The following is a 23,542-nucleotide window of genomic DNA, read 5'->3' on the forward strand; positions in this document are numbered from 1 at the left end:
GTGTTCTCTGGAGATCCGAGTGGGAGCGAGCCTGCTCGCGATGAACGATTACACGGTTTCCCGATAGTTACTTGCACACCTTGACGTTATCCAGCATCCGGTTTACTGCCAGTTCCGCCAACATGATGATCTGTTGAATCGCCATCGCCGTGTGCCGATGTGGCCCTTCCAGATAACCCGCGAAGTCGCTGGTCATGACGCTGGCCGAGGCGAGTGATTCGCAAGTGTGCGCCAGCAGGTCTTCATCTCTGATATCCGGCGCGACCATGAACATGGTGCTCGGTTTGCGGGCGACCGGGGATTTGAGGATGGAGGGGTTGAGGTAGTGATCGAGGGCGCGGTCGGCGGCTTCGTGGAGTTTTCTTGAATCGAGTGATTCGTAGGGGGATGCCGGATCGGTATCTGGCGGATTGGGCGTAATTTTGCACATAGTATTCTTTTCCTAATGGGCAGCCACGCCTCGCTACTAATACGAGGGGTGGCGGCTGTACGCAGGTTAGTAGACCGGGGAAAAGAAGAAAGCCGGCGCACCCGAGGGCGCCCTACGCACAGCCACCATCAAATACAGGCATGGAAATACCTGTCTGACGGACGCTCGTGCGACCTTCTCATACCACGGGCTACTAAACCCGATCACTGGGAATCAGTGACGGAAATCAAGTTACCGAGGTTGCCCAGAGCGCACAAGCCGGCGGATTCTGGCGTAGTCGTAGGCAATGCCGCAAGGTGCTGTAGCTTTCAGGAAGTAACTCTAAACACCTTTAAACAGTCACTTCGAGCTGACTCCTATATCGCGAGCAAGCCCGCTCCCACAGGTTTTTTGTGGTGGCAGTTACAGCACGGTAGCCTTCAGGCCCGTGAGTAATAACCGCTGAAACAAATCCTCTTTCAGCCCTTCCGGTTTCGTCAGCTGCATCCTTTCCAGATGCACTGGAAATTCCGAAGGCTCTGGTGCATCCAGCGCAGCCTTGCCCAATTCCAGAATTTCCGTGAGCTTGAACTTGCTCTTCAACCAGTTCAGCGCCCGCAATAAGTCCCGCTCCTCAGCAGTGAAATCACAGCCCAACGGATATTCCGGGAACAGATTCGAATGCCGACCCCGAATGGCCTGCAACCGCTGCGGGCTGTTGTCGGCGAAACGCGGATCGAGTTGGAAATGCTTCGGCAATTTGCCAACGCTCTGCGCCTGCTCGATCAGCCCTGGCTGGAAACGTGAGTCGCTGATATTCAGCAATGCCTCGATCACCTCCGCGTCGGTCTTGCCGCGCAAATCGGCGATGCCGTACTCGGTGACGACGATGTCCCGCAGATGCCGCGGGATCGTGCAGTGGCCGTATTCCCAGACGATGTTCGAACTGACTTCACCGCCCGACTCGCGCCAACTGCGCAGCAGCAGAATCGAACGCGCGCCTTCCAGCGCATGGCCTTGAACGACGAAGTTGTATTGCCCGCCGACACCGCTCAGCACCCGCCCGTCTTCGAGTTGATCGGCCACGCCGGCGCCGAGCAAGGTCATGGTGAAGACGGTGTTGATGAAGCGCGCATCGAGGCGCTGCAAGCGTTTGAGTTCTTCCTGACCGTAGAGCTCGTTGATGTAGCTGATGCGGGTCATGTTGAATTCGAGCCGTTTGCCTTGAGGCATCTCCCGCAGGCGTTCATAGAAACTGCGCGGCCCGAGGAAAAACCCGCCATGCACGCAGATCCCGTCGGTTTGTGCGACCTCATCCAGCGTGCCGGCATTCGCCTGCTGCTGGGTGGGCACGTCCGGGTAAACTTTGCGCCGCACGATCCCGGCATCCGCCAACACCAGCAAGCCGTTGACGAACATTTCGCTGCACCCGTAAAGGCCCTTGGCGAACGGCTCGATACCCCCTTCGCGCTCAATCAACTGCGTCCACTGGCTGAGATTCAGATCCGTCAGCAATGCCTTGTAACCGTCATTGTCAGCCTGCCGCGCCAGCAACGCCGCCGTCAGAGCATCGCCCATGGAGCCGATGCCGATCTGCAAGGTGCCACCATCGCGCACCAGCGTGCTGGCATGCAGCCCAATGAAATGATCCTGGAAACCCACCGGCATATTCGGCGTGGAAAACAGCGTGGTGTGGTCTTTCGCGTCGATCAGCAGGTCGAAGCTGTCGATGCCGACTTCCGCATCGCCGGGCATGTACGGCAGATCGTTGTGCACCTGGCCCACCATCAGGATCGTCTCCCCCGCCGCCCGGCGTTTGGCGATCATCGGAAACAGGTCGAGGGTGATGTCCGGGTTGCAACTCAGGCTCAGGCGATCGGGATGCTCGCTGTGGCTGGCGACCAGTTGCGCGACCAGGTTCAAACCAGCGGCATTGATGTCCCGGGCGGCATGACTGTAATTGCTGCTGACGTAATCCTGCTGGGCCGATGCGCTGTTAAGCAGGCTGCCTGGCTGCAGGAAGAATTGACGGACGTGAATGTTGGTCGGCAGGCTGTCGCGATGCAGGTCGGCGAGGAAATCCAGCTCCGGGTAATCGCCGAACACCCGCTCGATGAAGGGTTCGAGGAAGCGCTTTTGCAAGCCATCGCCCAATGGCGGGCGGCCGAGGCACAGGGCGGTGTAAATCGTCAGTTGCCGCTCGGGCAGTTGCGCGATCCGTTGATACAGCGCGTTGACGAAGTGGTTGGGTTTGCCCAGCCCCAGTGGCAAACCCATGTGGATATGCGCCGGCAACCGCGCCAGAACGTCATCGACCGCCTGCTCGATAGAACACAACTGCACCATCTGATCCTCCCGACGTTCCATGAAATTGGGGTTGGACCGAGCTTGCCGGGGATTTGCTGCAAAGAATAGCCTCAGGGGAAAATCGCAGGCACAAAAAAGCCGCTCGAAAGCGGCTTCTCGTTGAAGACGGGCTTATTTCAGACCGGACATCTTCTGGATGGCGCCCTTGAGATCGGCATCAGAGCAATCGGCGCAGGTGCCTTTGGGTGGCATCGCGTTGACGCCGGAGATCGCTTTCGCCAGCAAGCCGTCAAGGCCGCCTTCTTTCTTGGCGCGCTCGCCCCAGGCTGCGGCATCACCGACTTTCGGCGCGCCCAACAGGCCGGTGCCGTGGCAAGCGTTGCAATGTTTTGCAATCACTGAGTCAGGGGTTTTGGCATCACTACCACCCGCAGAAGCAGCGACTTCCATCCCCTTGCACTCTTTGCCCTGGACACAAACCTGGCCGACGGGTTCAAGACGTTTAGCGATATCGTCGTTGGTCGCAGCTTGTGCGCTGACTGCCCAAAGGGCCAATACGGTTGCTGGTACGGCCAGCATTTTCATAATTAGATTCACGCGTTCACCCTCAATGGTGGCTAGTCACGCCCACGGCCACGGTTCGCAGGCGGGCGCAAGTATAGCGGTAAGCCCGTCACACTGAAACAACCCCAAAGTCGAAGGGGTCTTGTCGTGGGATGGGAATACAGCACGGGCGTCTCCACAATCCGGGCAGGACGCCTCTTCTCTTAGAAATTCGCTGGGGTAGCTGCGCTGATTAGTCGCGCCGGGGCATCGAACGGATTACGGAAACGGTGCGGCTTGGTACTTTCAAAGTAGTAGCTGTCGCCGGCTTCGAGCACAAATGTTTCGAGCCCGACCACCAGTTCCAGCCGACCTTCCAGCAGAATCCCGGTTTCCTCGCCCTCATGGGTGAGCATCTCGTCACCGGTGTCGGCGCCTGGCGGGTAGATTTCGTTGAGGAACGCGATAGCCCGGCTCGGATGAGCCCGACCGACCAGTTTCATGGTCACTGCCCCATCGGAAATATCGATCAACTCGTGGGCCTTGTAGACGATCTGAGTCGGTTTTTCCTGCAGGATTTCTTCGGAAAAGAACTCGACCATGGACATGGGAATCCCGCCCAGTACCTTCCTCAGTGAACTGATCGAGGGGCTGACGCTGTTCTTCTCGATCATCGAAATGGTGCTGTTGGTAACACCCGCGCGTTTGGCGAGCTCACGCTGGGAAAGACCTTTGAGCTTACGGATCGATTGCAGTCGTTCACCGACGTCCAATGCTGGAGCCTCCAGGGATTCAGGTTGCAGGAATATTGAGCGTTATCATGGCGACAGCGTTCAGTATTTACAACACTTGGACCTGAATCCGGTTTGGCGAAGCGACTTTCGGTCGGGGGCGCTATTCGTCAGGCCCCGGAATAGAGCCGCGGCACCCGATGCAGATTGCAGAAAATCTGGTAAGGAATCGTTCCAGCGGCCGTCGCGACATCACTGGCGAGGATATTTTTGCCCCACAACTCGACGGGCGAACCGAGGCCAGCTTGTGGCACATCGGTCAGGTCAACGCAGAGCATGTCCATCGACACCCGGCCCAGTAACTGACTGCGCTGCCCCGCCACCAGCACCGGCGTGCCGCTTGGCGCCTGGCGCGGATAACCGTCGGCATACCCCATCGCCACCACACCCACGCGCATCGGTTTGGGGGTGACGAATTTCGCGCCGTAACCAATCGGCTCGCCGGCCGGCAATTCACGCACGCTGATCACTTTCGATTCCAGGGTCATCACCGGTTGCAGGCGGGACGCCACGGCATTGGCCTCTTCGAAAGGTGTCGCACCGTAGAGCATGATGCCTGGGCGCACCCAATCGCTCGGAATCTGCGGCCAACCGAGCACCGCTGGTGAATTGCGCAGGCTGATTTCGGCTGATAACCCCTGCCGCGCCGCTTCGAACACTGCGACCTGATCGGTGCAGGTCTGGCAGTGCAGTTCATCGGCGCGAGCGAAGTGGCTCATCAGCACGATCTTCGCCACTTTGCCGCTGGCCAGCAGCCGTTGATAGGCCGCCTGGTAATCCGCCGGGTGCAGGCCAACGCGATGCATGCCCGAGTCGAGCTTCAGCCAGACAGTGATCGGCTTGCTCAGCGCGGCCTTTTCGATGGCTTCTAGCTGCCACAGTGAATGCACCACACACCAGAAGTCATGCTCGACGATCAGCGACAGCTCATCGGCTTCGAAAAAACCTTCCAGCAACAACACCGGCGCACGAATGCCGTCGGCACGCAGCTCCAACGCTTCTTCAATGCACGCCACGGCAAACCCGTCCGCCTCGGCTTCCAGTGCCTGGGCGCAACGTACCGCGCCATGACCATAGGCATCGGCCTTGATCACCGCGAGGGCCTTGGCCCCGGAGACTTCACGGGCGATCCGGTAGTTGTGGCGCAGGGCTTGAAGGTCGATCAGGGCACGGGCTGGACGCATGGCGGCAGACTTCTAGTCGGTCATTTGAAAAAAAACCGGCGCTGGCTGACAGCGTGAACCGCCAACAGCACCGGGAGAGGGATCTTTCTGGTTGAGCGTTATGGCAGCGCGGCAACAACCGACAGCTCGACCAGGATTTGCGGTTCGCACAGCTTCGATTCGACCGTCGCACGAGCCGGTGCAACGCCTTTGGGCAGCCACTGGTCCCACACCGAATTCATGCCTTCGAAGTGCGCGTCGATGTCTTTCAGGTAAATCGTTACAGACAGCAGACGGCTCTTGTCGGTCCCGGCCAGATCCAGCAAACGCTCGATGTTGGCGAGGGTTTCACGGGTCTGCTGTTCAATCCCGGCGCTCATGTCGTCGCCGACCTGCCCTGCCAGATACACCGTACTGTTGTGGACAACGATCTGGCTCATGCGCTCATTGGTGAGCTGGCGCTGGATTGACATGTTTTGCGGACTCCTGAAGTTTGTTGCCGTAACGGGAAATATCGAGGCCTTCGGCGCTGATCTGCGGCGTTCGCTTGGCCATCAGGTCCGCCAGCAAACGACCGGAACCACAGGCCATGGTCCAGCCGAGCGTGCCGTGGCCCGTGTTCAAGAACAGGTTTTTGAACGGCGTGGCACCGACAATCGGCGTGCCATCCGGGGTGGTCGGACGCAGACCGGTCCAGAAACTCGCCTGAGGCAGGTCGCCGCCCTGAGGATAAAGGTCGTTGACGATCATCTCCAGGGTTTCGCGTCGACGTGGATTCAACGACAGGTCAAAACCGGCTATTTCCGCCATGCCCCCGACGCGGATACGGTTGTCGAAACGGGTGATCGCGACTTTGTAGGTCTCGTCGAGAATGGTCGACGTCGGGGCCATCGCCGGGTTGATGATCGGCACGGTCAGCGAGTAACCCTTGAGCGGATACACCGGAGCCCGGATGCCCAACGGCTTGAGCAATTGCGGCGAGTAGCTGCCCAGCGCCAGCACGTAGCGGTCGGCGGTTTCCAGCTTGCCGTCGATCCACACGCCGTTGATGCGATCACCGGCGAAGTCGAGGCGCTGAATGTCCTGGCCGAAACGGAATTCCACACCCAGTTTCGTGGCCATCTCGGCCAGGCGGGTAGTGAATATCTGGCAGTCGCCGGTCTGGTCGTTCGGCAGACGCAAGGCACCGGCGAGAATGTCGGTGACACTGGCCAGGGCGGGTTCGACCCGGGCAATGCCCGCGCGGTCGAGCAGTTCGAACGGCACGCCGGACTCTTTCAGCACGGCGATGTCTTTGGCGGCGCCATCAAGCTGCGCCTGGGTGCGGAACAGCTGGGTAGTCCCCAGGCTGCGACCTTCGTAGGCAATGCCGGTTTCGGCGCGCAATTCGTCGAGGCAGTCGCGGCTGTACTCGGACAGGCGCACCATGCGCTCCTTGTTCACCGCATAACGGCTGGCGGTGCAGTTGCGCAGCATCTGCGCCATCCACAAGTATTGGTCAATGTCGGCGGTGGCTTTGATCGCCAATGGCGCGTGACGCTGCAACAGCCACTTGATGGCTTTGAGCGGCACGCCCGGCGCGGCCCACGGCGAGGCATAACCCGGCGAAACCTGCCCGGCGTTGGCGAAACTGGTTTCCATGGCCGCCGCTGGCTGACGGTCAACCACCGTCACCTCAAAGCCGGCCCGTGCCAGATAATAGGCACTGGCGGTACCGATGACGCCGCTACCCAAGACCAGAACGCGCATTTTCATATCCCTCATCGCGGCTTACCGCTGACGTTTATTGTGCAGACCGAAGATGTGGGCAGTTTAAAAAAGATTAGCCAGTGCTTTTCACTATATAAGTGCCTATATTTGGCGACAATTCTCGGCAAAAACCCTTTTCACGGAGGCGCATCCCCTATGCGGACCAACACTCAAACCAAACGTGAGCTGGACAAGATCGACCGCAACATCCTGCGGATCCTGCAAGCGGACGGGCGTATTTCCTTCACCGAACTGGGGGAAAAGGTCGGCCTCTCCACCACGCCCTGCACCGAACGGGTCCGGCGACTGGAGCGCGAAGGGATCATCATGGGCTACAACGCCCGCCTGAATCCGCAGCACCTCAAGGGTAGCTTGCTGGTGTTCGTCGAGATCAGCCTCGACTACAAATCCGGCGATACTTTCGAAGAGTTCCGACGCGCGGTGCTGAAACTGCCCCACGTACTGGAATGCCATTTGGTGTCAGGGGATTTCGATTACCTGGTGAAAGCACGGATTTCCGAGATGGCCTCGTACCGCAAATTGCTGGGCGACATCTTGCTCAAGCTGCCGCATGTGCGCGAATCCAAGAGCTATATCGTGATGGAAGAAGTGAAAGAGAGCTTGAGCCTGCCGATTCCGGATTAAGGCTTCAGCCACAAGGGAAGGGTTGCCTGAGCGACCGCTATCGCGAGCAGGCTCGCTCCCACAGGTATAGCGGTGTCCTTGTGGGAGCGAGCCTGCTCGCGATTGAAGCGACTCGGTCCCTGCTGAAGTAACGCTGTTTTTAAACCAACACCTGCCGAGTGCTGGCCATGTACTCATGAATCTGCTTCTCGACCCGCGGATGAATCAGCTCCACCGGTCGCCGCCCGTTGGGGCATGGCAACGTCTTGGTGGTACCGAACAGCCGACAGATCAGCGGTCGCTCGTCATACACGGTGCAGCCATTGGGGCCCAGATGGACGCAATTGAGTTCATCCATCGCCGCATCCTGCTCGGCGCGGGTCTTGCGTGGCAGGCGGGACATTTCTTCGGGCGAGGTGGTCACCGGCCCACAGCAGTCATGGCAGCCTGGCACGCACTCGAAAGAGGGAATCTGTTGGCGCAGCGTGCGAATTTTCTGACTGTTGCAACTCATCGAAGCGGTGACCGAATGCAAAATAGACCGGGATTCTGACGCAAAAGCCCCGATTCAGACAGCAACACCGACCGGTGTTGCCCGTGTCCAAAGCGGCGGCTTATGCTCCGTCAACTTTTTCAAACACACGCATCAGGATGACGGATATGAACGCCCCCGTTCAGCAACCTGCCTCGAGCCATCAACACGCCGCCTCTTATTACGCCGCCAGCAGCCTGCCGCAACCCGATTTTGCGGTGCTCACAGGTGAGCTGGTTGCGGACGTGTGCGTGGTGGGCGGCGGGTTCTCCGGGCTGAACACCGCGCTCGAACTGGCCGAACGTGGCTTCAGCGTTGTGGTGCTGGAAGCGCACAAGATCGGTTGGGGCGCCAGCGGACGCAATGGCGGGCAATTGATTCGCGGCGTCGGGCATGGCCTCCATCAGTTCGCCAATGTGATCGGCGTCGACGGTGTGCGTCAGATGAAACTGATGGGCCTGGAAGCGGTGGAAATCGTCCGACAGCGGATCGAGCGTTTTCAGATCCCATGCGACCTGACCTGGGGTTACTGCGACCTCGCCAACAAGGCTCACGACCGCGAAGGCTTCGCCGAAGACGCCGAGGAACTGCGCAGCCTCGGTTACCGTTACGAAACCCGCCTGCTGCAAGCCCACGAAATGCACAGCGTGGTGGGTTCCAACCGTTATGTCGGCGGCTTGATCGACATGGGCTCCGGGCATCTGCACCCCTTGAACCTGGCACTCGGCGAAGCGGCCGCCGCCCGGCAATTGGGCGTGAAGCTGTTCGAACAATCGGCGGTGACCCGCATCGATTACGGCCCCGAAGTCAAAGTCCACACCGCCCAGGGCTCGGTCCGCGCCAAGACGCTGGTGCTGGGTTGTAACGCCTACCTCAACGATCTCAATCCGCAACTCGGCGGCAAGGTGCTGCCCGCCGGCAGTTACATCATCGCCACCGAACCCTTGAGTGAAGAACAGGCTCACGCCTTGCTACCGCAAAACATGGCGGTCTGCGATCAACGGGTGGCGCTGGATTATTACCGACTCTCGGCGGATCGACGCTTGCTGTTCGGCGGCGCCTGCCACTATTCAGGACGTGACCCGAAAGACATCGCCGCCTACATGCGGCCGAAGATGCTGCAGGTGTTCCCGCAATTGGCCGGGGTAAAAATCGACTATCAATGGGGCGGGATGATTGGCATCGGCGCCAATCGCCTGCCACAGATCGGTCGGCTCAAGGAGCAGCCGAATGTGTATTACGCCCAGGCGTATTCCGGTCATGGGTTGAATGCCACGCACTTGGCGGGGAAGTTGTTGGCTGAGGCTATCAGTGGTCAGCAGAGTGGAGGGTTCGATCTGTTTGCCAAGGTGCCGCATATCACGTTCCCTGGCGGTAAGCATTTGCGTTCGCCGTTGTTGGCGCTGGGGATGTTGTGGCATCGGTTCAAAGAATTGGTCTGAAAGATTTTCGGCGTCTGTGTCGAAGCCTTCGCGGGCAAGCCTCGCTCCTACAGGTCATGCGTAGACCTTGTAGGAGCGAGGCTTGCCCGCGAATGGATCTATAGACCGCCGCAATATCAGATCCGCCAGAACGGTTTAAGCCCCTCCTCCAACGCCTGCTCCCGACTCAACCCTACATCCATCAACTGCTCCGGCGTCAGCGTCAGCAACGCCTTGCGCGTGTGCAGACGATGCCAGAACAGGCCCCAGCGACTCAGGCCGGACGGTGCGTTGCGCATGACCGCCTCGCGTGCGCCGTTTTTTTGCCATGCCGCCAGTTCCTGACTGTGTAACGTCAGCCGCACATCGCTCAAGCCGTTCATTTTCATTGCTCCTGTTTACTTGGGTAGCCAGAGCTTTCATGATGCGTGGACGACGAAAAGCATTACAGATTCAACAATGATGTATTAACTCCATACAGATTTTCCATTTCAGCCTCTGAATCACATATTTTTGCCCCATCTGTACTGGTTAACCGAATCACCCACACCGAGACTGCGCCATGACCCTCTACGTCAATCTCGCCGAGTTGCTCGGCACGCGTATCGAACAGGGCTTCTATCGCCCCGGCGACCGGCTGCCCTCGGTGCGGGCACTGAGTGTCGAACACGGGGTCAGCCTGAGCACGGTGCAGCAGGCCTATCGAGTGCTGGAAGACGTTGGCCTGGCGATGCCCAAACCCAAGTCCGGCTACTTCGTACCGGTGAGTCGCGAACTGCCGGAGCTGCCAGTGGTTGGCCGCCCCGCCCAACGACCGGTGGATATTTCGCAGTGGGATCAAGTGCTGGAACTGATCCGCGCCGTACCGCGCAAGGATGTCGTGCAACTGGGTCGCGGCATGCCGGACATCACCACGCCGACCATGAAACCGCTGCTGCGCAACCTGGCGCGAATCAGCCGTCGGCAGGACATGCCCGGTCTGTATTACGACAACATCTACGGCACCCTTGAATTGCGCGAACAGATCGCTCGCCTGATGCTCGACTCCGGCTGCCAGTTGAGCGCTAACGATCTGGTGGTCACTACCGGTTGCCACGAAGCACTGTCCACCAGCATCCGCGCCATCTGCGAGCCAGGTGACATCGTCGCCGTAGATTCACCGAGCTTTCACGGCGCCATGCAGACGCTCAAGGGCCTGGGCATGAAAGCCCTGGAAATCCCCACCGATCCGCTCACCGGCATCAGCCTCGATGCTTTGGAGCTGGCGTTGGAGCAATGGCCGATCAAAGCCATACAGTTGACCCCCAACTGCAACAACCCGCTGGGCTACATCATGCCGGAGGCGCGCAAACGTGCGTTGTTGACGCTCGCACAGCGTTTCGACGTGGCGATTATCGAGGACGATGTGTATGGCGAACTGGCCTACACCTACCCGCGCCCGCGCACGATCAAATCCTTCGACGAAGACGGCCGCGTCCTGCTCTGCAGTTCTTTTTCCAAGACCTTGGCACCCGGCCTGCGCATTGGTTGGGTCGCGCCGGGTCGTTATCTGGAACGGGTGCTGCACATGAAGTACATCAGCACCGGCTCCACCGCGCCGCAACCGCAGATTGCGATTGCCGAATTTCTCAAGGCCGGGCACTTTGAACCGCACTTGCGGCGGATGCGCACGCAATACCAACGCAATCGCGACGCGATGATCGACTGGGTGACCCGCTATTTCCCCGCTGGCACTCGGGCCAGTCGTCCGCAAGGCAGTTTCATGCTGTGGGTCGAACTGCCGGAGGGCTTCGACACCCTGAAACTCAATCGGGCGCTGCATGATCAAGGCGTACAGATTGCGGTCGGCAGTATCTTTTCTGCCTCGGGCAAATACCGCAATTGCCTGCGGATGAACTACGCTGCCAAAACAACCCCGCAGATCGAAGAAGCCGTGCGCAAGGTCGGAGCGACAGCGATCAAACTGCTGGCGCAAACCGACTGACCTTTCTTCGGGATGCGGCGTCCATATGCTAACCGCCACCATCCGGAATACGCTCCGTGAGAATCAGACAGCCCCTGCTTGCTCTTCTGTTACTCGCCTCACTCCTTGGTGGCTGCACAACACTCAATGTCCCTCGCGAACCGAGTCAGGCCCTGCCGGCGGCGAGCTCAGCGTTCGGCCGTTCGATTCAGGCACAGGCCGCTCCCCATCAGGGCCAATCGGGTTTTCGCTTGCTCTCCGATAGCGCCGAGGCCTTCACCGCCCGCGCCGAGCTGATTCGCAACGCCCAAAGCAGCCTCGACCTGCAGTACTACATCGTCCATGACGGCATCAGCACACGAATACTGGTGAGCGAGCTGCTCAATGCCGCCGACCGCGGCGTGCGGGTGCGGATTCTGCTCGACGACACCACCAGCGATGGCCTGGACCGGATCATCGCGACCCTCCCCGCACATCCGAAGATTCAGATCCGCGTGTTCAACCCCCTGCACCTGGGCCGCAGCACCGTCGTTACGCGAACCATGGGCCGGTTCTTCAACCTGTCGCTGCAACACCGGCGCATGCACAACAAACTGTGGGTAGCGGACAATAGCGCGGCAATCGTGGGCGGGCGCAACCTCGGGGACGAGTATTTCAATGCTGAGCCCAACCTGAATTTCACCGACATCGACATGCTCAGCGTCGGCCCGGTTGCAGAGCAGTTGGGGCACAGCTTCGACCAGTACTGGAACAGCGCCCTGAGCAAGCCGATCGAGCAGTTTCTCTCGACCAAGCCGACAGCCAGGGACTTGAGAAACACCCGAACCCGACTGGACGAATCCCTGGAGGAAACGCGCAAACAGAATCAGGCGCTCTATCAGCAGTTGATGGCCTACACCACTCACCCGCGCCTGGATGTCTGGCGTCGGGAACTGATCTGGGCGTGGAACCAGGCGTTGTGGGACGCACCAAGCAAGGTGCTGTCCAAGGGTGAGCCGGATCCGCACTTGCTGCTGACCACCCAGTTGGCACCTGAACTCGATGGGGTCAGCAAAGAACTGATCATGGTCTCGGCCTACCTCGTACCCGGCCAACCGGGACTGGTGTACCTGGCCGGTCGTGCCGATGCCGACGTATCGATCAGTGTGCTGACCAACTCACTGGAAGCCACCGATGTACCGGCGGCGCACGGCGGTTATGCGCCTTATCGCAAAGCCTTGCTGGAGCATGGAGTGCAGTTGTTCGAATTACGCCGTCAGCCCGGCGACAACGGCAGCGGACCACGCCTGTTTCACAGCGGGTCCTACCGCAGTTCCGATTCCAGCCTGCACAGCAAGGCGATTATTTTCGACCGACAGAAAGCCTTCATCGGCTCGTTCAATTTCGACCCGCGCTCGGTACTGTGGAACACCGAAGTCGGGGTACTGGTGGACAACCCGCAGCTCGCCGGACGAGTACGCGAACTGGCACTGGAGGGCATGGCGCCCGCCCTCAGCTATCAGGCCCGGCTGGAAAAGGGTCAGATCGTCTGGGTCACCGAAGATGACGGCAAGCAGCACACATTGACCGAAGAACCGGGAGGTTGGTGGCGACACTTCAATTCATGGCTCAGCAGCATGGTTGGCCTGGAGAAGATGTTGTAGCTTAAATTGCCAGGATCGCAGCCTTCGGCAGCGCCCACAGGCGCGTAGGAGCTGCCGCAGGCTGCGATCTTTGGATCTATCTATGCCGGCTGCACCACACCAAACGCCCCTTGCCGCGACACCAGAATCACCAGCCCCAACGCGCCCGCCGCCATCAGCAACGGCAAGGCATGCCCGCTGACCCACTGGCTCCCGGCACCGGCCGCCAAGGGCCCGATCAGGCAACCAATGCCCCAGAGCTGTGCGATATGGGCATTGGCGCGCACCAAGGCATCGTCGCGATAACGCTCGCCAATGAGGATCAGCGACAAGGTGAACAAACCGCCGGCACTGGCACCAAACAATACCCACAGCGGCCAGATCAGCAATGTATCGATCAGCAACGGAATCGCCAGGCTCGACAGCAACAAAAGCACCGCACAGCCGGTGAATAACGTACGCCGCGACAAGCGATCGGCCAGCGCGCCGATCGGCAATTGCAGCAAGGCATCACCCACCACCACCGTGCTGACCATCGCCAAGGCGATTTCCGTGGTGAAGCCCTGACGCAGGCAATAGACCGGCAGCAACGTCAGGATCATCGCTTCAAACGCCGCGAACAGCGACACCGCCCAGGCAATTGCCGGCAAGCCGCGGCAGAAGGTCAACAAGTCACCGAGGGTTACGCTGCAGGCTTCGCTGGTAGGTGCGCCGCTGCGACCCAACAGCAGGAGCGGTGACATCATCAGCAAACCGACGCCGACCCAGAAGCCATAATCGTGCTCGGCGCCCAGGAACCCAAGCAACAATGGCCCGGCCAGCTGACTCAGCGCATAGCTGCTGCCATACAGCGCCACCAATCGACCGCGCCATTGCTCGACCACCAGTTGGTTGATCCAGCTTTCACCGAGGATGAAGACGAGGGTCAGAATCACCCCGATCATCAACCGCAACACCAGCCAAACCGGATAGCTCGGCCACACGGCCAGCAAACCGATGGATCCCGCCCCGGCCCACAGGCACAGGCGCATCAGATTGGCCGTGCCCAGACGGGCCGCGAGATGGCTGGAGATTTTCGCCCCCAGCAGTACGCCAATGGCCGGCATCGCCGCCATCACGCCGATCGCGAACGAGTCGTAACCCCAGCCTTCCAGACGCAGCGATACCAACGGCATGCTGACACCCAAGGCCAGGCCAACACTCAAGACAGATGCCAAAACGGCGAAATAAGTCGCCCAACGCATGTTCCACGCTCCTGTGGATTGTTATTTTTTACAGGCGACACAAAACAATGTGGGAGCGAGCCTGCTCGCGATGACGGAGCAACATTCAACATTGACGTCGACTGTCATACCGCTATCGCGAGCAGGCTCGCTCCCACAAGGGATCTATGTTGCGTCGGGCCCCGATATGAACCGGGGCCCGCTACACATTACAACTTGATCCAGGTCGCCTTCAGCTCGGTGTACTTGTCGAACGCGTGCAGCGATTTGTCGCGACCGTTGCCGGATTGTTTGAAGCCACCGAACGGCGCGGTCATGTCGCCGCCGTCGTACTGATTGACCCACACGCTACCGGCGCGCAAAGCCTTGGCGGTCAGGTGAGCCTTGGAGATGTCGGCAGTCCAGACTGCAGCGGCCAAACCGTAAGGCGTGTCGTTGGCGATCTGGATGGCTTCCTCAGCGCTGTCGAAGGTGATGACCGACAACACCGGACCGAAGATTTCTTCCTGAGCAATTTTCATCGCGTTGCTCACGCCATCGAAAATCGTCGGCTCGACGTAGGTGCCACCGGTTTCCTGAAGAATGCGCTTGCCGCCAGCCACCAGTTTGGCGCCATCGGTGTGACCGGACTCGATGTAGGACAGCACAGTGTTCATTTGCTGGGTATCCACCAGCGCGCCGACATTGGTTGCCGGGTCCAGCGGGTTGCCCGGCTTCCAGGTTTTCAGGGCCTCGATCACCAGTGGCAGGAATGTGTCCTTGATCGAACGCTCCACCAGCAGGCGCGAACCGGCGGTGCAGACTTCGCCCTGGTTGAAGGCGATGGCACCGGCAGCGGCTTCGGCGGCGGCTGGCAGGTCCGGCGCATCGGCGAACACGATGTTCGGGCTCTTGCCGCCAGCTTCCAGCCAGACGCGCTTCATGTTCGATTCGCCGGAGTAGATCAGCAGTTGCTTGGCGATCTTGGTCGAACCGGTGAACACCAGGGTGTCGACGTCGTTATGCAGGGCCAAGGCCTTGCCGACGGTGTGGCCGTAACCCGGCAGCACGTTCAGAACACCTTTCGGGATGCCGGCTTCAACCGCCAGCGCCGCAATGCGAATGGCAGTCAGCGGCGATTTTTCGGAAGGCTTGAGGATCACCGAGTTACCGGTGGACAGCGCCGGGCCGAGTTTCCAGCAGGCCATCATCAACGGGAAGTTCCACGGCACGATCGCGCCGACCACGCCGACCGGCTCGCGAGTCACCAGACCCAGCTGATCATGCGGAGTGGCGGCGACCTCGTCGTAGATCTTGTCGATGGCTTCACCGCTCCAGCTCAGGGCTTGCGCCGCGCCGGGAACGTCGATGTACAGGGAATCGCGGATCGGCTTGCCCATGTCCAGGGTTTCGAGCAGGGCCAGCTCTTCGGCGTGCTGTTTCAACAGGCCGGCAAAACGAATCATGGTGGCTTTGCGCTTGGCCGGCGCCAGACGCGACCAGACGCCGGAATTGAAAGTGGCGCGGGCGTTGTCCACGGCACGTTGGGCGTCGGCGGCGTCACAGCTGGCAATCTTGCCCAGCAGACGACCGTCGACGGGGCTGATGCACTCGAAGGTCTCACCGGAGACGGCATCGGTGTATTCGCCATTGATGTAGGCGCGGCCTTCGATCTTCAGATCGCGAGCCCGTTGTTCCCAGTCGGCACGAGTCAGGGTGGTCATTCGAGTGTCCTCCTCTTATTGAATACGAGTGCCCCGCGTTCTATGCGGGCGCTGTCAGGAATTCTGCCCGGCCAGCCTGCTTTTCGGCTGAAGGCAACCGTTACCCTAAACCAGCGGCCAGTAAAGTTTCAATATATTTGACACAAGGCTGGCAAACGGCCTTGCGATGTTCATTTTAATAAACATAGACTTTCATTTTTCCAGCGCAATCACGGGGGAATACGAATATGAGCATTCAGGATATCGTCGATTTCAGCCAGGGCAACACCCAGCCCGATCGTTATCGGCCCGACCCCGCAAAAGTCCTCAAGGGCGACCCCGAGCAAGCGGTGTACAACCACTACAACAGCCCGTGCGGCCAGATGAGTGCAGGTGTCTGGGAAGGCGAAGTCGGCCAGTGGCTAGTGAACTACACCGAGCACGAATACTGCGAAATCGTTCAGGGGGTTTCAGTGCTGCGTGACAACGATGGCAACGCCAAGACACTGCGCGTGGGCGATCGCTTCGTGATTCCGGCGGGTTTCAAAGGCACCTGGGAAGTGCTGGAGTGGTGCCGCAAAATCTATGTGGTGTTTGAACAGAAGGCTTGAAGATTTGCGTTGTCCCCGCCGACCTCATCGCGAGCAGGCTCTGACAGACAACACAAACACATAGCCAACAAAAAAGGCCCGTATCTCACGATACGGGCCTTTTTCGTAAGAGGGAAAAATCAATTACTTGATTTTGCCTTCTTTGTAGATCACGTGCTTGCGAACAACCGGATCAAATTTCTTGATCTCGATTTTGTCCGGCGTAGTGCGCTTGTTCTTGTCGGTAGTGTAGAAGTGACCAGTACCGGCGCTCGAAATCAAACGAATCAATTCACGCATGATTAGCTCCCTTAGATCTTGCCAGCTTTGCGGATTTCGGCCAGCACGACAGTGATGCCACGCTTGTCGATGATACGCATGCCTTTGGCAGATACGCGCAGACGCACGAAACGTTTCTCTTCTTCAACCCAGAAGCGGTGATGCTGCAGGTTCGGCAGGAAACGACGACGGGTTTTGTTGTTTGCGTGGGAAATGTTATTCCCAGTCACCGGACCCTTACCGGTAACTTGACATACTCTCGACATGCCTCAGCCCTCTAAAACCACATGCCCAACCCGGCATGGGTTGGCCGCTTAATCTCTCAGTCATTTGGCGCCAGGCGCCGCGTTTCTTTAGAGGTCTTACCGGCTACACCTACAGTGAAGGAACCGGGCCCCTAGAAAAGAGCGCTGCTTTATACCAGAAAGACCAGAGAGCAACAACATTCAGTGTGCGTAGAGTTGATAAAAACCCCATTTTTCAGGCTCCGGGCGCCTTGGATAAAGGCTGTCGTCGATAGAGACCGCTCGTCGCAGGGAATCGGCCAACACGCCAATCCAGGGTTTTGCTCAACCGGCACACACCGAAAACAATCGCCTATAGTCCCCTTAAAATGAAAAAGGGGATAGTCATTTGCAAAAGAGCCCACTAGGGTAGCCTTTTCCAGACTGCACTTGCAGATGGGCCTTCGATCTGTAAAGGAATCCGACCATGCGCCTCGCTGCCCTACCGCTGCTGCTCGCCCCGCTTCTACTGAGCCCCTTGGCCCATGCTGCCGCCTTGAGCGTCTGCACTGAAGCCAGCCCGGAAGGGTTCGATGTGGTGCAATACAACTCGCTGACCACCACCAACGCCTCGGCCGACGTGCTGATGGACCGCCTGGTGGACTTCGACACGGCCAGCGGCAAAGTGGTCGCCAGCCTGGTGGACAGCTGGGAAGTCACACCCGACGGCCTGACCTACGTCTTCAAATTGCACCCGCAGGTGAAATTTCACCGCACCGAATACTTCAGCCCAACGCGTGACCTGACCGCCGAAGACGTGAAGTTCAGCTTCGACCGCATGCTCGACCCGGCGAACCCGTGGCACAAAGTCGCCCAGAGCGGCTTCCCGCATGCCCAGTCGATGCAGTTACCGGCGCTGATCAAGAAGATCGACGCACTGGACCCGCTTACCATCCGCTTCACCCTCGATCACCCGGACTCGACTTTCCTGCCCACCCTGAGCATGGGTTTCGCCTCGATCTATTCGGCCGAATACGCGGACAAACTGCTGAAGGCCGGCACCCCGGAGAAACTCAACAGCCAGCCGATCGGCAGCGGCCCGTTCATCTTCACGCGTTTCCAGAAAGACGCCTCGATTCGCTACAAGGCCAACCCGGATTACTTCCGTGGCAAGCCGTCGGTAGACCCGCTGATCTTCGCCATCACTCCGGACGCCAACGTGCGCTTGCAGAAATTGCGCCGCAACGAGTGCCAGATCGCCCTGTCGCCCAAACCGCTGGACGTACATGCCGCGCTGAAAGAGCCGACCCTGAAAGTCGAAAAGACTGACGCCTTCATGACCGCATTCGTTGGCATCAACAGCCAACATCCGCCGCTGGATAAGCCTGAAGTACGCCAGGCGATCAATCTCGCGTTCGACAAGGCCAACTACGTCAAAGCCGTGTTCGAAGACACCGCCGAGCCCGCCAACGGCCCGTATCCGCCTAACACCTGGAGCTACGCCAAAGGCTTGCCGGGCTACCCGCATGACATCGAAAAGGCCAAGGCACTCATGGCCAAGGCCGGGCTCAAGAACGGTTTCCAGACAACCATCTGGACCCGACCTTCTGGCAGTCTGCTCAACCCGAACCCGAGCCTCAGCGCTCAAATGCTGCAATCAGACCTCGCGGAAATCGGCATCCAGGCTGAGATTCGGGTGATCGAATGGGGCGAACTGATTCGCCGCGCCAAGGCCGGTGAACACGATCTTTTGTTCATGGGCTGGGCCGGCGACAACGGTGACCCGGACAACTTCCTCACGCCGCAGTTTTCCTGCGCCGCGGTCAAATCCGGCACCAACTTCGCACGCTACTGCAACCAGGACCTGGACAAGCTGATCAGCGCCGGCAAGACCACCAGCGAGCAAGGTGTGCGTACCAAGCTCTACGAACAGGCCCAGGCACAGATCCAGCAGCAGGCGCTGTGGCTGCCGCTGGCCCACCCGACCGCCTTCGCGCTGACGCGCAAGGACGTTGAGGGGTATCAAGTGAGCCCGTTCGGCCGCCAGGATTACTCGAAGGTCAACCTCAAGTAATCAGCTTCACCACAAAACCCTGTGGGAGCGAGCCTGCTCGCGATGGCCTCGTGTCAGTCACCCTATTTAGTGACTGAAGGGACGCCATCGCGAGCAGGCTCGCTCCCACATGGACTCACTTAGCTTCGCATCCCTCGCTCACATCCATCCGTACTCGGCCATGGACAGCGGATCGCCGTCACCGATGATGAAATGGTCGAGTACCCGCACATCGATCAGGTCCAGCGCCTCTTGCAGGCGCTTGGTCAGCACTCGATCGGCTTGGCTGGGGTTGGTATTACCCGACGGATGGTTATGGCAGAGGATCAACGCTGCGGCGTTGTGGGCCAATGCGCGTTTAACCACTTGTCTCGGATAAACACTGGTGCTGTCGATGGATCCGCGAAACAGCACTTCAAAGGTCAGTACTTGATGCCTGGAATCCAAAAACAGACAGCCGAACACCTCGTGAGGCTCATGGCGCAGCATTGACTTCAGGTAATCACGAACCGCCTGCGGATTTTCCAGCGCCGATTTTTGGCGCGCACGTTCGGCCAAATGCCGCCGGCTCATTTCCTGGACCGCTTGCAACTGAGCGAATTTCGCCGGCCCGAGCCCCAACTGCCTGCTGAATGCTGCTTGATCGGCCTCGAGCAGTGAGCGCAGGCTGCCAAACTGATTCAACAGGTGTCGTGCCAGATCTACCGCGCTTTTACCCGACACGCCGGTTCGTAAAAAAATCGCCAGCAGTTCGGCGTCCGAAAGGCTCCCCGAGCCCAACTCAAGTAACCTCTCCCGCGGCCGCTCCGCCGCCGGCCAATCGCGAATGCTCATAACACCTCCATGTCTGTGGGCGCCGCTGTTCCATAGCGGACGCTGTGATATCGTAGCCCATCTTTTTTGCTGGCGAATTCATCCCTGGGGAGGGGGTATCGCCAAGCAGTCATCAACGAAATGAAAGGCAGACCTATGCAGCGGCTGTATCGGAAACGCATCGTTCTGGGCGTCGGCGGCGGCATTGCTGCCTACAAGAGCGCCGAGCTGGTTCGCCGCCTGATCGACCAGGGCGCCGAAGTGCGCGTGGTCATGACCCGTGGCGGCAGCGAATTCATTACCCCGCTGACCATGCAGGCCTTGTCCGGGCATCCGGTCCATCTCGACTTGCTGGACCCGGCGGCCGAAGCCGCGATGGGCCACATCGAGCTGGCCAAGTGGGCCGACCTGGTGCTGATCGCTCCCGCCACCGCGGACCTGATCGCCCGCCTGGCCCAAGGCATTGCTGACGACCTGCTGACCACGCTGGTGCTGGCCACCGACGCGGTGGTGGCGGTTGCCCCGGCGATGAACCAGGCCATGTGGCGCGACCCGGCGACCCAGGCGAACCTGCAAACCCTCGAAAGCCGTGACCTCAAGGTCTTCGGCCCAGCCTCCGGCAGCCAGGCCTGCGGCGACGTGGGCATGGGCCGCATGCTCGAAGCCAACGACCTCGCCCAGTGCGCGGCAGACTGCTTCCAGCGTCAGGCGCTGACCGGCAAACACGTGCTGATCACTGCTGGCCCGACGCAGGAAAACATCGACCCGGTGCGCTACATCACCAACCACAGCTCCGGGAAAATGGGCTTTGCCCTGGCCGAAGCCGCGGTAGAAGCCGGCGCCCGCGTGACCCTGATCACAGGCCCCGTGCACCTGCCGACCCCGGATCGCGTCACGCGCATTGATGTGGTCAGTGCCCGCGACATGCTCGCCGCCTGCGAAGCGGCGATCCCTTGCGACCTGTTCATCGCCTCTGCTGCGGTCGCGGACTACCGCCCGGAAGTCGTCGCCCCACAGAAACTCAAGAAAGACCCTACGAACGGCGACGGCTTGTTGCTACAGATGGTGCGTAACCCAGACATTCTGGCCACCATCGCCACCCGTCCCGATCGTCCGTTCAGTGTCGGCTTCGCTGCCGAAACTGAACACCTGCTCGATTACGCTGCCCGCAAGTTGAAAGACAAGAACCTCGATCTGATCGTCGCCAACGACGTCGCGAACCCTAGTATTGGCTTCAACAGCGAAGAAAACGCCTGCAGCGTGATCGACCGTGAGCTGCACGCCACACTCTTCGCCCAGACCAGCAAGAGCAAAATCGCTCGCCAGCTGATCACTTTTATCGCCGAACGTCTGAACCAGGTTTAATTTACATGCACGCTTTGCAAGCCAAGATCCTCGACCCACGCATCGGTACCGAATTCCCGTTGCCACAGTACGCCACGCCTGGCTCTGCCGGGCTCGACCTGCGCGCCATGCTGGAAAAAGACACCGTCATCAAGCCGGGCGAAACCCTGCTGATTCCAACCGGCCTATCTGTCTACATTGGCGATCCAGGTTTGGCCGCGCTGATTCTGCCGCGCTCAGGCCTGGGCCATAAGCACGGCATCGTGCTGGGCAATCTGGTCGGCTTGATCGACTCCGATTACCAGGGCCCGCTGATGGTGTCGTGTTGGAACCGTGGCCAGACCGATTTCAACATGGTGGTAGGCGAACGCCTGGCCCAATTGGTGCTGGTACCGGTGGTTCAAGCGCATTTTGAAATGGTCGAAGAGTTCGTCGAAACCCAGCGTGGTACCGGCGGTTTCGGACATTCCGGCAGCCACTGATGATTTCCTTGTGGGAGCGAGCCTGCTCGCGATGACGGTTGCACATTCGACAAAGATGTCGCCTGTGAGTCCGCTATCGCGAGCAGGCTCGCTCCCACAGGTTTTGCACTGAATTGCAAAGACGTCATCTGGAAGGTTTACCACTGAAAATCAAGGCATTGAACGGACAATTGCTCGCCAATGCTGATGGCATGGCCTTTTCACACCACGAACTCTCTGCCGAAAACGCCGTCATACCCTTCAGTTTGAGCCAGCCCACGAGTTTTTCGCAGGCTTGTCCAGCCACTTTAGAGATGGAGCATTTCCAGAAATGAGCACCCCAGCCCAAGTCGCACCCAAGTTCCCCGACAGCATCTTCCGCGCCTACGACATTCGCGGCACCGTCCCGGAATTCTTGAACGCTGAAACCGCTTATTGGCTTGGTCGCGCCATCGGCTCCCAGAGCCTGGCCCAGAACGAACCCAATGTGTCCGTCGGCCGTGACGGTCGCCTGTCCGGCCCGGAACTGGTGGAACAACTGATCCAGGGCCTGGCCGACAGCGGCTGCCACGTCAGCGACGTCGGCCTGGTGCCAACGCCTGCGCTGTACTACGCCGCAAACGTTCTGGCCGGCAAATCCGGCGTGATGCTCACCGGCAGCCACAACCCGTCGAATTACAACGGCTTCAAGATCGTCATTGCCGGCGACACGTTGGCCAACGAACAGATCCAGGCCCTGCACGAACGCCTCAAGACCAACAACCTCAGCAGCGGCAAGGGCAGCATCACCAAGGTCGAGATCCTCGATCGCTACAACACCGAAATCGTCCAGGACATCAAACTCGCCCGCCGCCTGAAAGTGGTGGTCGATTGCGGTAACGGCGCGGCCGGCGTGATCGCCCCGCATCTGATCGAAGCGCTGAACTGCGAAGTCATCCCGCTGTTCTGCGAAGTCGATGGCAACTTCCCGAACCACCACCCGGACCCGGGCAAGCCTGAAAACCTCGTGGACCTGATCGCCAAGGTCAAGGAAACCAACGCCGACCTGGGCCTGGCTTTCGACGGCGACGGTGACCGTGTGGGCGTCGTCACCAATACCGGCAGCATCGTCTACCCGGACCGCCTGCTGATGCTGTTCGCCCGCGACGTTGTGGCACGCAATCCGGATGCGCAGATCATCTTCGACGTCAAATGCACCCGCCGCCTGACACCGTTGATCAAGGAATACGGCGGTCGCCCGCTAATGTGGAAGACTGGTCACTCGTTGATCAAAAAGAAAATGAAACAAACCGGCGCCCTGTTGGCCGGCGAAATGAGTGGGCATATTTTCTTCAAGGAACGCTGGTTCGGTTTCGACGACGGGATTTACAGCGCCGCGCGGCTGCTGGAGATCCTCAGCAAGGAAAAATCCACTGCGGAAGAGCTGTTCGCAACCTTCCCGAACGATATTTCTACGCCAGAGATCAATATCCATGTGACCGAAGAGAGCAAATTCAGCATCATTGATGCACTGCACGATGCGCAATGGGGTGAAGGCGCCGACCTGACCACCATTGACGGCGTGCGAGTCGACTATGCCAAAGGCTGGGGCCTGGTTCGCGCCTCCAACACCACACCGGTGCTGGTGCTGCGCTTCGAGGCCGATGACGAGGCTGAATTGCAGCGCATCAAGGATGTGTTCCACGTCCAGCTGAAACGCGTTGCACCTGATCTCCAATTACCGTTTTGATCTTCTGAAGCATCCGGAGC

At 59.5% G+C, this 23,542-nt stretch carries 23 protein-coding genes and 1 pseudogene; 10 read left to right on the plus strand and 14 right to left on the minus strand.

Annotation, left to right across the window (positions count from 1 at the left end; genetic code table 11):
* Positions 1 to 67: 67 nt before the first annotated feature.
* The 7 genes from ACYZT2_RS00120 to dadA all read right to left on the minus strand — a co-directional run bounded on the left by ACYZT2_RS00120 (position 68) and on the right by dadA (position 6,962).
* The gene (locus tag ACYZT2_RS00120) at positions 68 to 430 is read right to left on the minus strand and encodes a DUF6124 family protein (protein WP_461969110.1); all 363 of its coding nucleotides are present in this window, start codon (positions 428 to 430) and stop codon (positions 68 to 70) included.
* A gap of 402 nt (positions 431 to 832) precedes the next feature.
* Positions 833 to 2,755, minus strand: coding sequence for an acetyl-CoA hydrolase/transferase C-terminal domain-containing protein (locus ACYZT2_RS00125; RefSeq protein ID WP_461969112.1), 1,923 nt, complete (start codon positions 2,753 to 2,755; stop codon positions 833 to 835).
* A 132-nt stretch (positions 2,756 to 2,887) separates the two neighbouring features.
* Complete coding sequence (locus ACYZT2_RS00130; protein WP_461969114.1) at positions 2,888 to 3,313, minus strand: c-type cytochrome; 426 nt, start codon at positions 3,311 to 3,313, stop codon at positions 2,888 to 2,890.
* A gap of 170 nt (positions 3,314 to 3,483) precedes the next feature.
* Positions 3,484 to 4,032, minus strand: coding sequence for a cupin domain-containing protein (locus ACYZT2_RS00135; protein WP_052964500.1), 549 nt, complete (start codon positions 4,030 to 4,032; stop codon positions 3,484 to 3,486).
* Between the two features lie 128 nt (positions 4,033 to 4,160).
* The gene (alr, locus tag ACYZT2_RS00140; RefSeq protein ID WP_461969116.1) at positions 4,161 to 5,234 is read right to left on the minus strand and encodes an alanine racemase; all 1,074 of its coding nucleotides are present in this window, start codon (positions 5,232 to 5,234) and stop codon (positions 4,161 to 4,163) included.
* Between the two features lie 98 nt (positions 5,235 to 5,332).
* Entirely contained in the window at positions 5,333 to 5,686 is a 354-nt protein-coding gene (locus ACYZT2_RS00145) for a RidA family protein (protein ID WP_030132425.1), read from the minus strand.
* Positions 5,658 to 6,962 carry a D-amino acid dehydrogenase gene (dadA, locus tag ACYZT2_RS00150; RefSeq protein WP_461969119.1) on the minus strand — a complete coding sequence of 435 codons (1,305 nt, stop codon included), beginning with the start codon at positions 6,960 to 6,962 and terminating at the stop codon, positions 5,658 to 5,660. The genes ACYZT2_RS00145 and dadA overlap by 29 nt, the downstream gene beginning before the upstream one ends.
* A gap of 156 nt (positions 6,963 to 7,118) precedes the next feature.
* On the opposite strand from dadA, the gene ACYZT2_RS00155 reads away from it, so the two are divergent.
* Positions 7,119 to 7,607 (plus strand): Lrp/AsnC ligand binding domain-containing protein, encoded by a 489-nt coding sequence (locus ACYZT2_RS00155; protein ID WP_003177284.1) that lies wholly within the window; start codon positions 7,119 to 7,121, stop codon positions 7,605 to 7,607.
* A gap of 139 nt (positions 7,608 to 7,746) precedes the next feature.
* On the opposite strand, the gene ACYZT2_RS00160 is transcribed toward ACYZT2_RS00155, so the two are convergent.
* Positions 7,747 to 8,100: a YkgJ family cysteine cluster protein gene (locus ACYZT2_RS00160; RefSeq protein WP_007894729.1), complete on the minus strand. Its 354-nt coding sequence runs from the start codon at positions 8,098 to 8,100 to the stop codon at positions 7,747 to 7,749.
* A 146-nt stretch (positions 8,101 to 8,246) separates the two neighbouring features.
* Between ACYZT2_RS00160 and ACYZT2_RS00165 the strand changes: the two genes are divergently transcribed.
* Positions 8,247 to 9,560 (plus strand): NAD(P)/FAD-dependent oxidoreductase, encoded by a 1,314-nt coding sequence (locus ACYZT2_RS00165; RefSeq protein ID WP_461969121.1) that lies wholly within the window; start codon positions 8,247 to 8,249, stop codon positions 9,558 to 9,560.
* Between the two features lie 116 nt (positions 9,561 to 9,676).
* Here ACYZT2_RS00165 and ACYZT2_RS00170 read toward each other — a convergent pair whose 3' ends face one another.
* Complete coding sequence (locus ACYZT2_RS00170; protein ID WP_461969123.1) at positions 9,677 to 9,922, minus strand: DUF1127 domain-containing protein; 246 nt, start codon at positions 9,920 to 9,922, stop codon at positions 9,677 to 9,679.
* A gap of 179 nt (positions 9,923 to 10,101) precedes the next feature.
* Between ACYZT2_RS00170 and ACYZT2_RS00175 the strand changes: the two genes are divergently transcribed.
* A complete protein-coding gene (locus tag ACYZT2_RS00175; protein WP_461969125.1) occupies positions 10,102 to 11,523 on the plus strand; it encodes an aminotransferase-like domain-containing protein in 1,422 nt (473 codons plus the stop codon).
* A 56-nt stretch (positions 11,524 to 11,579) separates the two neighbouring features.
* Positions 11,580 to 13,145 carry a phospholipase D family protein gene (locus ACYZT2_RS00180; protein ID WP_461969127.1) on the plus strand — a complete coding sequence of 522 codons (1,566 nt, stop codon included), beginning with the start codon at positions 11,580 to 11,582 and terminating at the stop codon, positions 13,143 to 13,145.
* Between the two features lie 80 nt (positions 13,146 to 13,225).
* Here the strand turns inward: ACYZT2_RS00180 and ACYZT2_RS00185 are convergent, their stop codons facing one another.
* Together ACYZT2_RS00185 and ACYZT2_RS00190 are read right to left on the minus strand one after the other, a co-directional pair.
* Entirely contained in the window at positions 13,226 to 14,368 is a 1,143-nt protein-coding gene (locus ACYZT2_RS00185) for an MFS transporter (protein ID WP_461969129.1), read from the minus strand.
* A 188-nt stretch (positions 14,369 to 14,556) separates the two neighbouring features.
* A complete protein-coding gene (locus ACYZT2_RS00190; protein WP_461969131.1) occupies positions 14,557 to 16,050 on the minus strand; it encodes an aldehyde dehydrogenase in 1,494 nt (497 codons plus the stop codon).
* 227 nt (positions 16,051 to 16,277) lie between these two features.
* On the opposite strand from ACYZT2_RS00190, the gene ACYZT2_RS00195 reads away from it, so the two are divergent.
* Positions 16,278 to 16,640, plus strand: coding sequence for a cupin domain-containing protein (locus ACYZT2_RS00195; protein ID WP_461969133.1), 363 nt, complete (start codon positions 16,278 to 16,280; stop codon positions 16,638 to 16,640).
* Between the two features lie 123 nt (positions 16,641 to 16,763).
* Here the strand turns inward: ACYZT2_RS00195 and rpmG are convergent, their stop codons facing one another.
* Together rpmG and rpmB are read right to left on the minus strand one after the other, a co-directional pair.
* Positions 16,764 to 16,919 carry a 50S ribosomal protein L33 gene (gene rpmG, locus ACYZT2_RS00200; protein WP_007894709.1) on the minus strand — a complete coding sequence of 52 codons (156 nt, stop codon included), beginning with the start codon at positions 16,917 to 16,919 and terminating at the stop codon, positions 16,764 to 16,766.
* An 11-nt stretch (positions 16,920 to 16,930) separates the two neighbouring features.
* Positions 16,931 to 17,164 (minus strand): 50S ribosomal protein L28, encoded by a 234-nt coding sequence (rpmB, locus tag ACYZT2_RS00205; RefSeq protein WP_007894701.1) that lies wholly within the window; start codon positions 17,162 to 17,164, stop codon positions 16,931 to 16,933.
* A gap of 445 nt (positions 17,165 to 17,609) precedes the next feature.
* Here rpmB and ACYZT2_RS00210 point away from each other — a divergent pair, with 445 nt between their 5' ends.
* The gene (locus tag ACYZT2_RS00210) at positions 17,610 to 19,196 is read left to right on the plus strand and encodes an ABC transporter substrate-binding protein (RefSeq protein WP_461969135.1); all 1,587 of its coding nucleotides are present in this window, start codon (positions 17,610 to 17,612) and stop codon (positions 19,194 to 19,196) included.
* Between the two features lie 138 nt (positions 19,197 to 19,334).
* On the opposite strand, the gene radC is transcribed toward ACYZT2_RS00210, so the two are convergent.
* On the minus strand, positions 19,335 to 20,009 hold the full coding sequence (radC, locus tag ACYZT2_RS00215; RefSeq protein WP_347802599.1) for a RadC family protein: 675 nt from the start codon (positions 20,007 to 20,009) through the stop codon (positions 19,335 to 19,337).
* Between the two features lie 135 nt (positions 20,010 to 20,144).
* On the opposite strand from radC, the gene coaBC reads away from it, so the two are divergent.
* From coaBC to ACYZT2_RS00235, 4 genes and pseudogenes are all read left to right on the plus strand, one after another.
* Positions 20,145 to 21,353 (plus strand): bifunctional phosphopantothenoylcysteine decarboxylase/phosphopantothenate--cysteine ligase CoaBC, encoded by a 1,209-nt coding sequence (coaBC, locus tag ACYZT2_RS00220; RefSeq protein ID WP_461973292.1) that lies wholly within the window; start codon positions 20,145 to 20,147, stop codon positions 21,351 to 21,353.
* Between the two features lie 5 nt (positions 21,354 to 21,358).
* On the plus strand, positions 21,359 to 21,814 hold the full coding sequence (gene dut, locus ACYZT2_RS00225) for a dUTP diphosphatase (RefSeq protein ID WP_007894692.1): 456 nt from the start codon (positions 21,359 to 21,361) through the stop codon (positions 21,812 to 21,814).
* A gap of 113 nt (positions 21,815 to 21,927) precedes the next feature.
* A complete protein-coding gene (locus tag ACYZT2_RS00230; RefSeq protein WP_461969138.1) occupies positions 21,928 to 22,128 on the plus strand; it encodes a hypothetical protein in 201 nt (66 codons plus the stop codon).
* A pseudogene (locus ACYZT2_RS00235) lies at positions 22,119 to 23,522 on the plus strand (phosphomannomutase/phosphoglucomutase); the annotation flags it as partial. The gene ACYZT2_RS00230 and the pseudogene ACYZT2_RS00235, both read left to right, overlap by 10 nt.
* Positions 23,523 to 23,542: the final 20 nt, after the last annotated feature.

The organism is Pseudomonas sp. MDT1-85 (genome assembly GCF_054898065.1).

Coding starts and splice junctions, on each gene's coding strand:
- ACYZT2_RS00120 (WP_461969110.1), bottom strand. CDS start 430: ATGTGCAAAATTACGCCCAATCCGCCAGATACCGATCCGGCATCCCCC.
- ACYZT2_RS00125 (WP_461969112.1), bottom strand. CDS start 2,755: ATGGTGCAGTTGTGTTCTATCGAGCAGGCGGTCGATGACGTTCTGGCG.
- alr (WP_461969116.1), bottom strand. CDS start 5,234: ATGCGTCCAGCCCGTGCCCTGATCGACCTTCAAGCCCTGCGCCACAAC.
- ACYZT2_RS00145 (WP_030132425.1), bottom strand. CDS start 5,686: ATGTCAATCCAGCGCCAGCTCACCAATGAGCGCATGAGCCAGATCGTT.
- dadA (WP_461969119.1), bottom strand. CDS start 6,962: ATGCGCGTTCTGGTCTTGGGTAGCGGCGTCATCGGTACCGCCAGTGCC.
- ACYZT2_RS00155 (WP_003177284.1), top strand. CDS start 7,119: ATGCGGACCAACACTCAAACCAAACGTGAGCTGGACAAGATCGACCGC.
- ACYZT2_RS00160 (WP_007894729.1), bottom strand. CDS start 8,100: ATGAGTTGCAACAGTCAGAAAATTCGCACGCTGCGCCAACAGATTCCC.
- ACYZT2_RS00165 (WP_461969121.1), top strand. CDS start 8,247: ATGAACGCCCCCGTTCAGCAACCTGCCTCGAGCCATCAACACGCCGCC.
- ACYZT2_RS00170 (WP_461969123.1), bottom strand. CDS start 9,922: ATGAACGGCTTGAGCGATGTGCGGCTGACGTTACACAGTCAGGAACTG.
- ACYZT2_RS00175 (WP_461969125.1), top strand. CDS start 10,102: ATGACCCTCTACGTCAATCTCGCCGAGTTGCTCGGCACGCGTATCGAA.
- ACYZT2_RS00185 (WP_461969129.1), bottom strand. CDS start 14,368: ATGCGTTGGGCGACTTATTTCGCCGTTTTGGCATCTGTCTTGAGTGTT.
- ACYZT2_RS00190 (WP_461969131.1), bottom strand. CDS start 16,050: ATGACCACCCTGACTCGTGCCGACTGGGAACAACGGGCTCGCGATCTG.
- ACYZT2_RS00195 (WP_461969133.1), top strand. CDS start 16,278: ATGAGCATTCAGGATATCGTCGATTTCAGCCAGGGCAACACCCAGCCC.
- rpmG (WP_007894709.1), bottom strand. CDS start 16,919: ATGCGTGAATTGATTCGTTTGATTTCGAGCGCCGGTACTGGTCACTTC.
- rpmB (WP_007894701.1), bottom strand. CDS start 17,164: ATGTCGAGAGTATGTCAAGTTACCGGTAAGGGTCCGGTGACTGGGAAT.
- ACYZT2_RS00210 (WP_461969135.1), top strand. CDS start 17,610: ATGCGCCTCGCTGCCCTACCGCTGCTGCTCGCCCCGCTTCTACTGAGC.
- radC (WP_347802599.1), bottom strand. CDS start 20,009: ATGAGCATTCGCGATTGGCCGGCGGCGGAGCGGCCGCGGGAGAGGTTA.
- coaBC (WP_461973292.1), top strand. CDS start 20,145: ATGCAGCGGCTGTATCGGAAACGCATCGTTCTGGGCGTCGGCGGCGGC.
- dut (WP_007894692.1), top strand. CDS start 21,359: ATGCACGCTTTGCAAGCCAAGATCCTCGACCCACGCATCGGTACCGAA.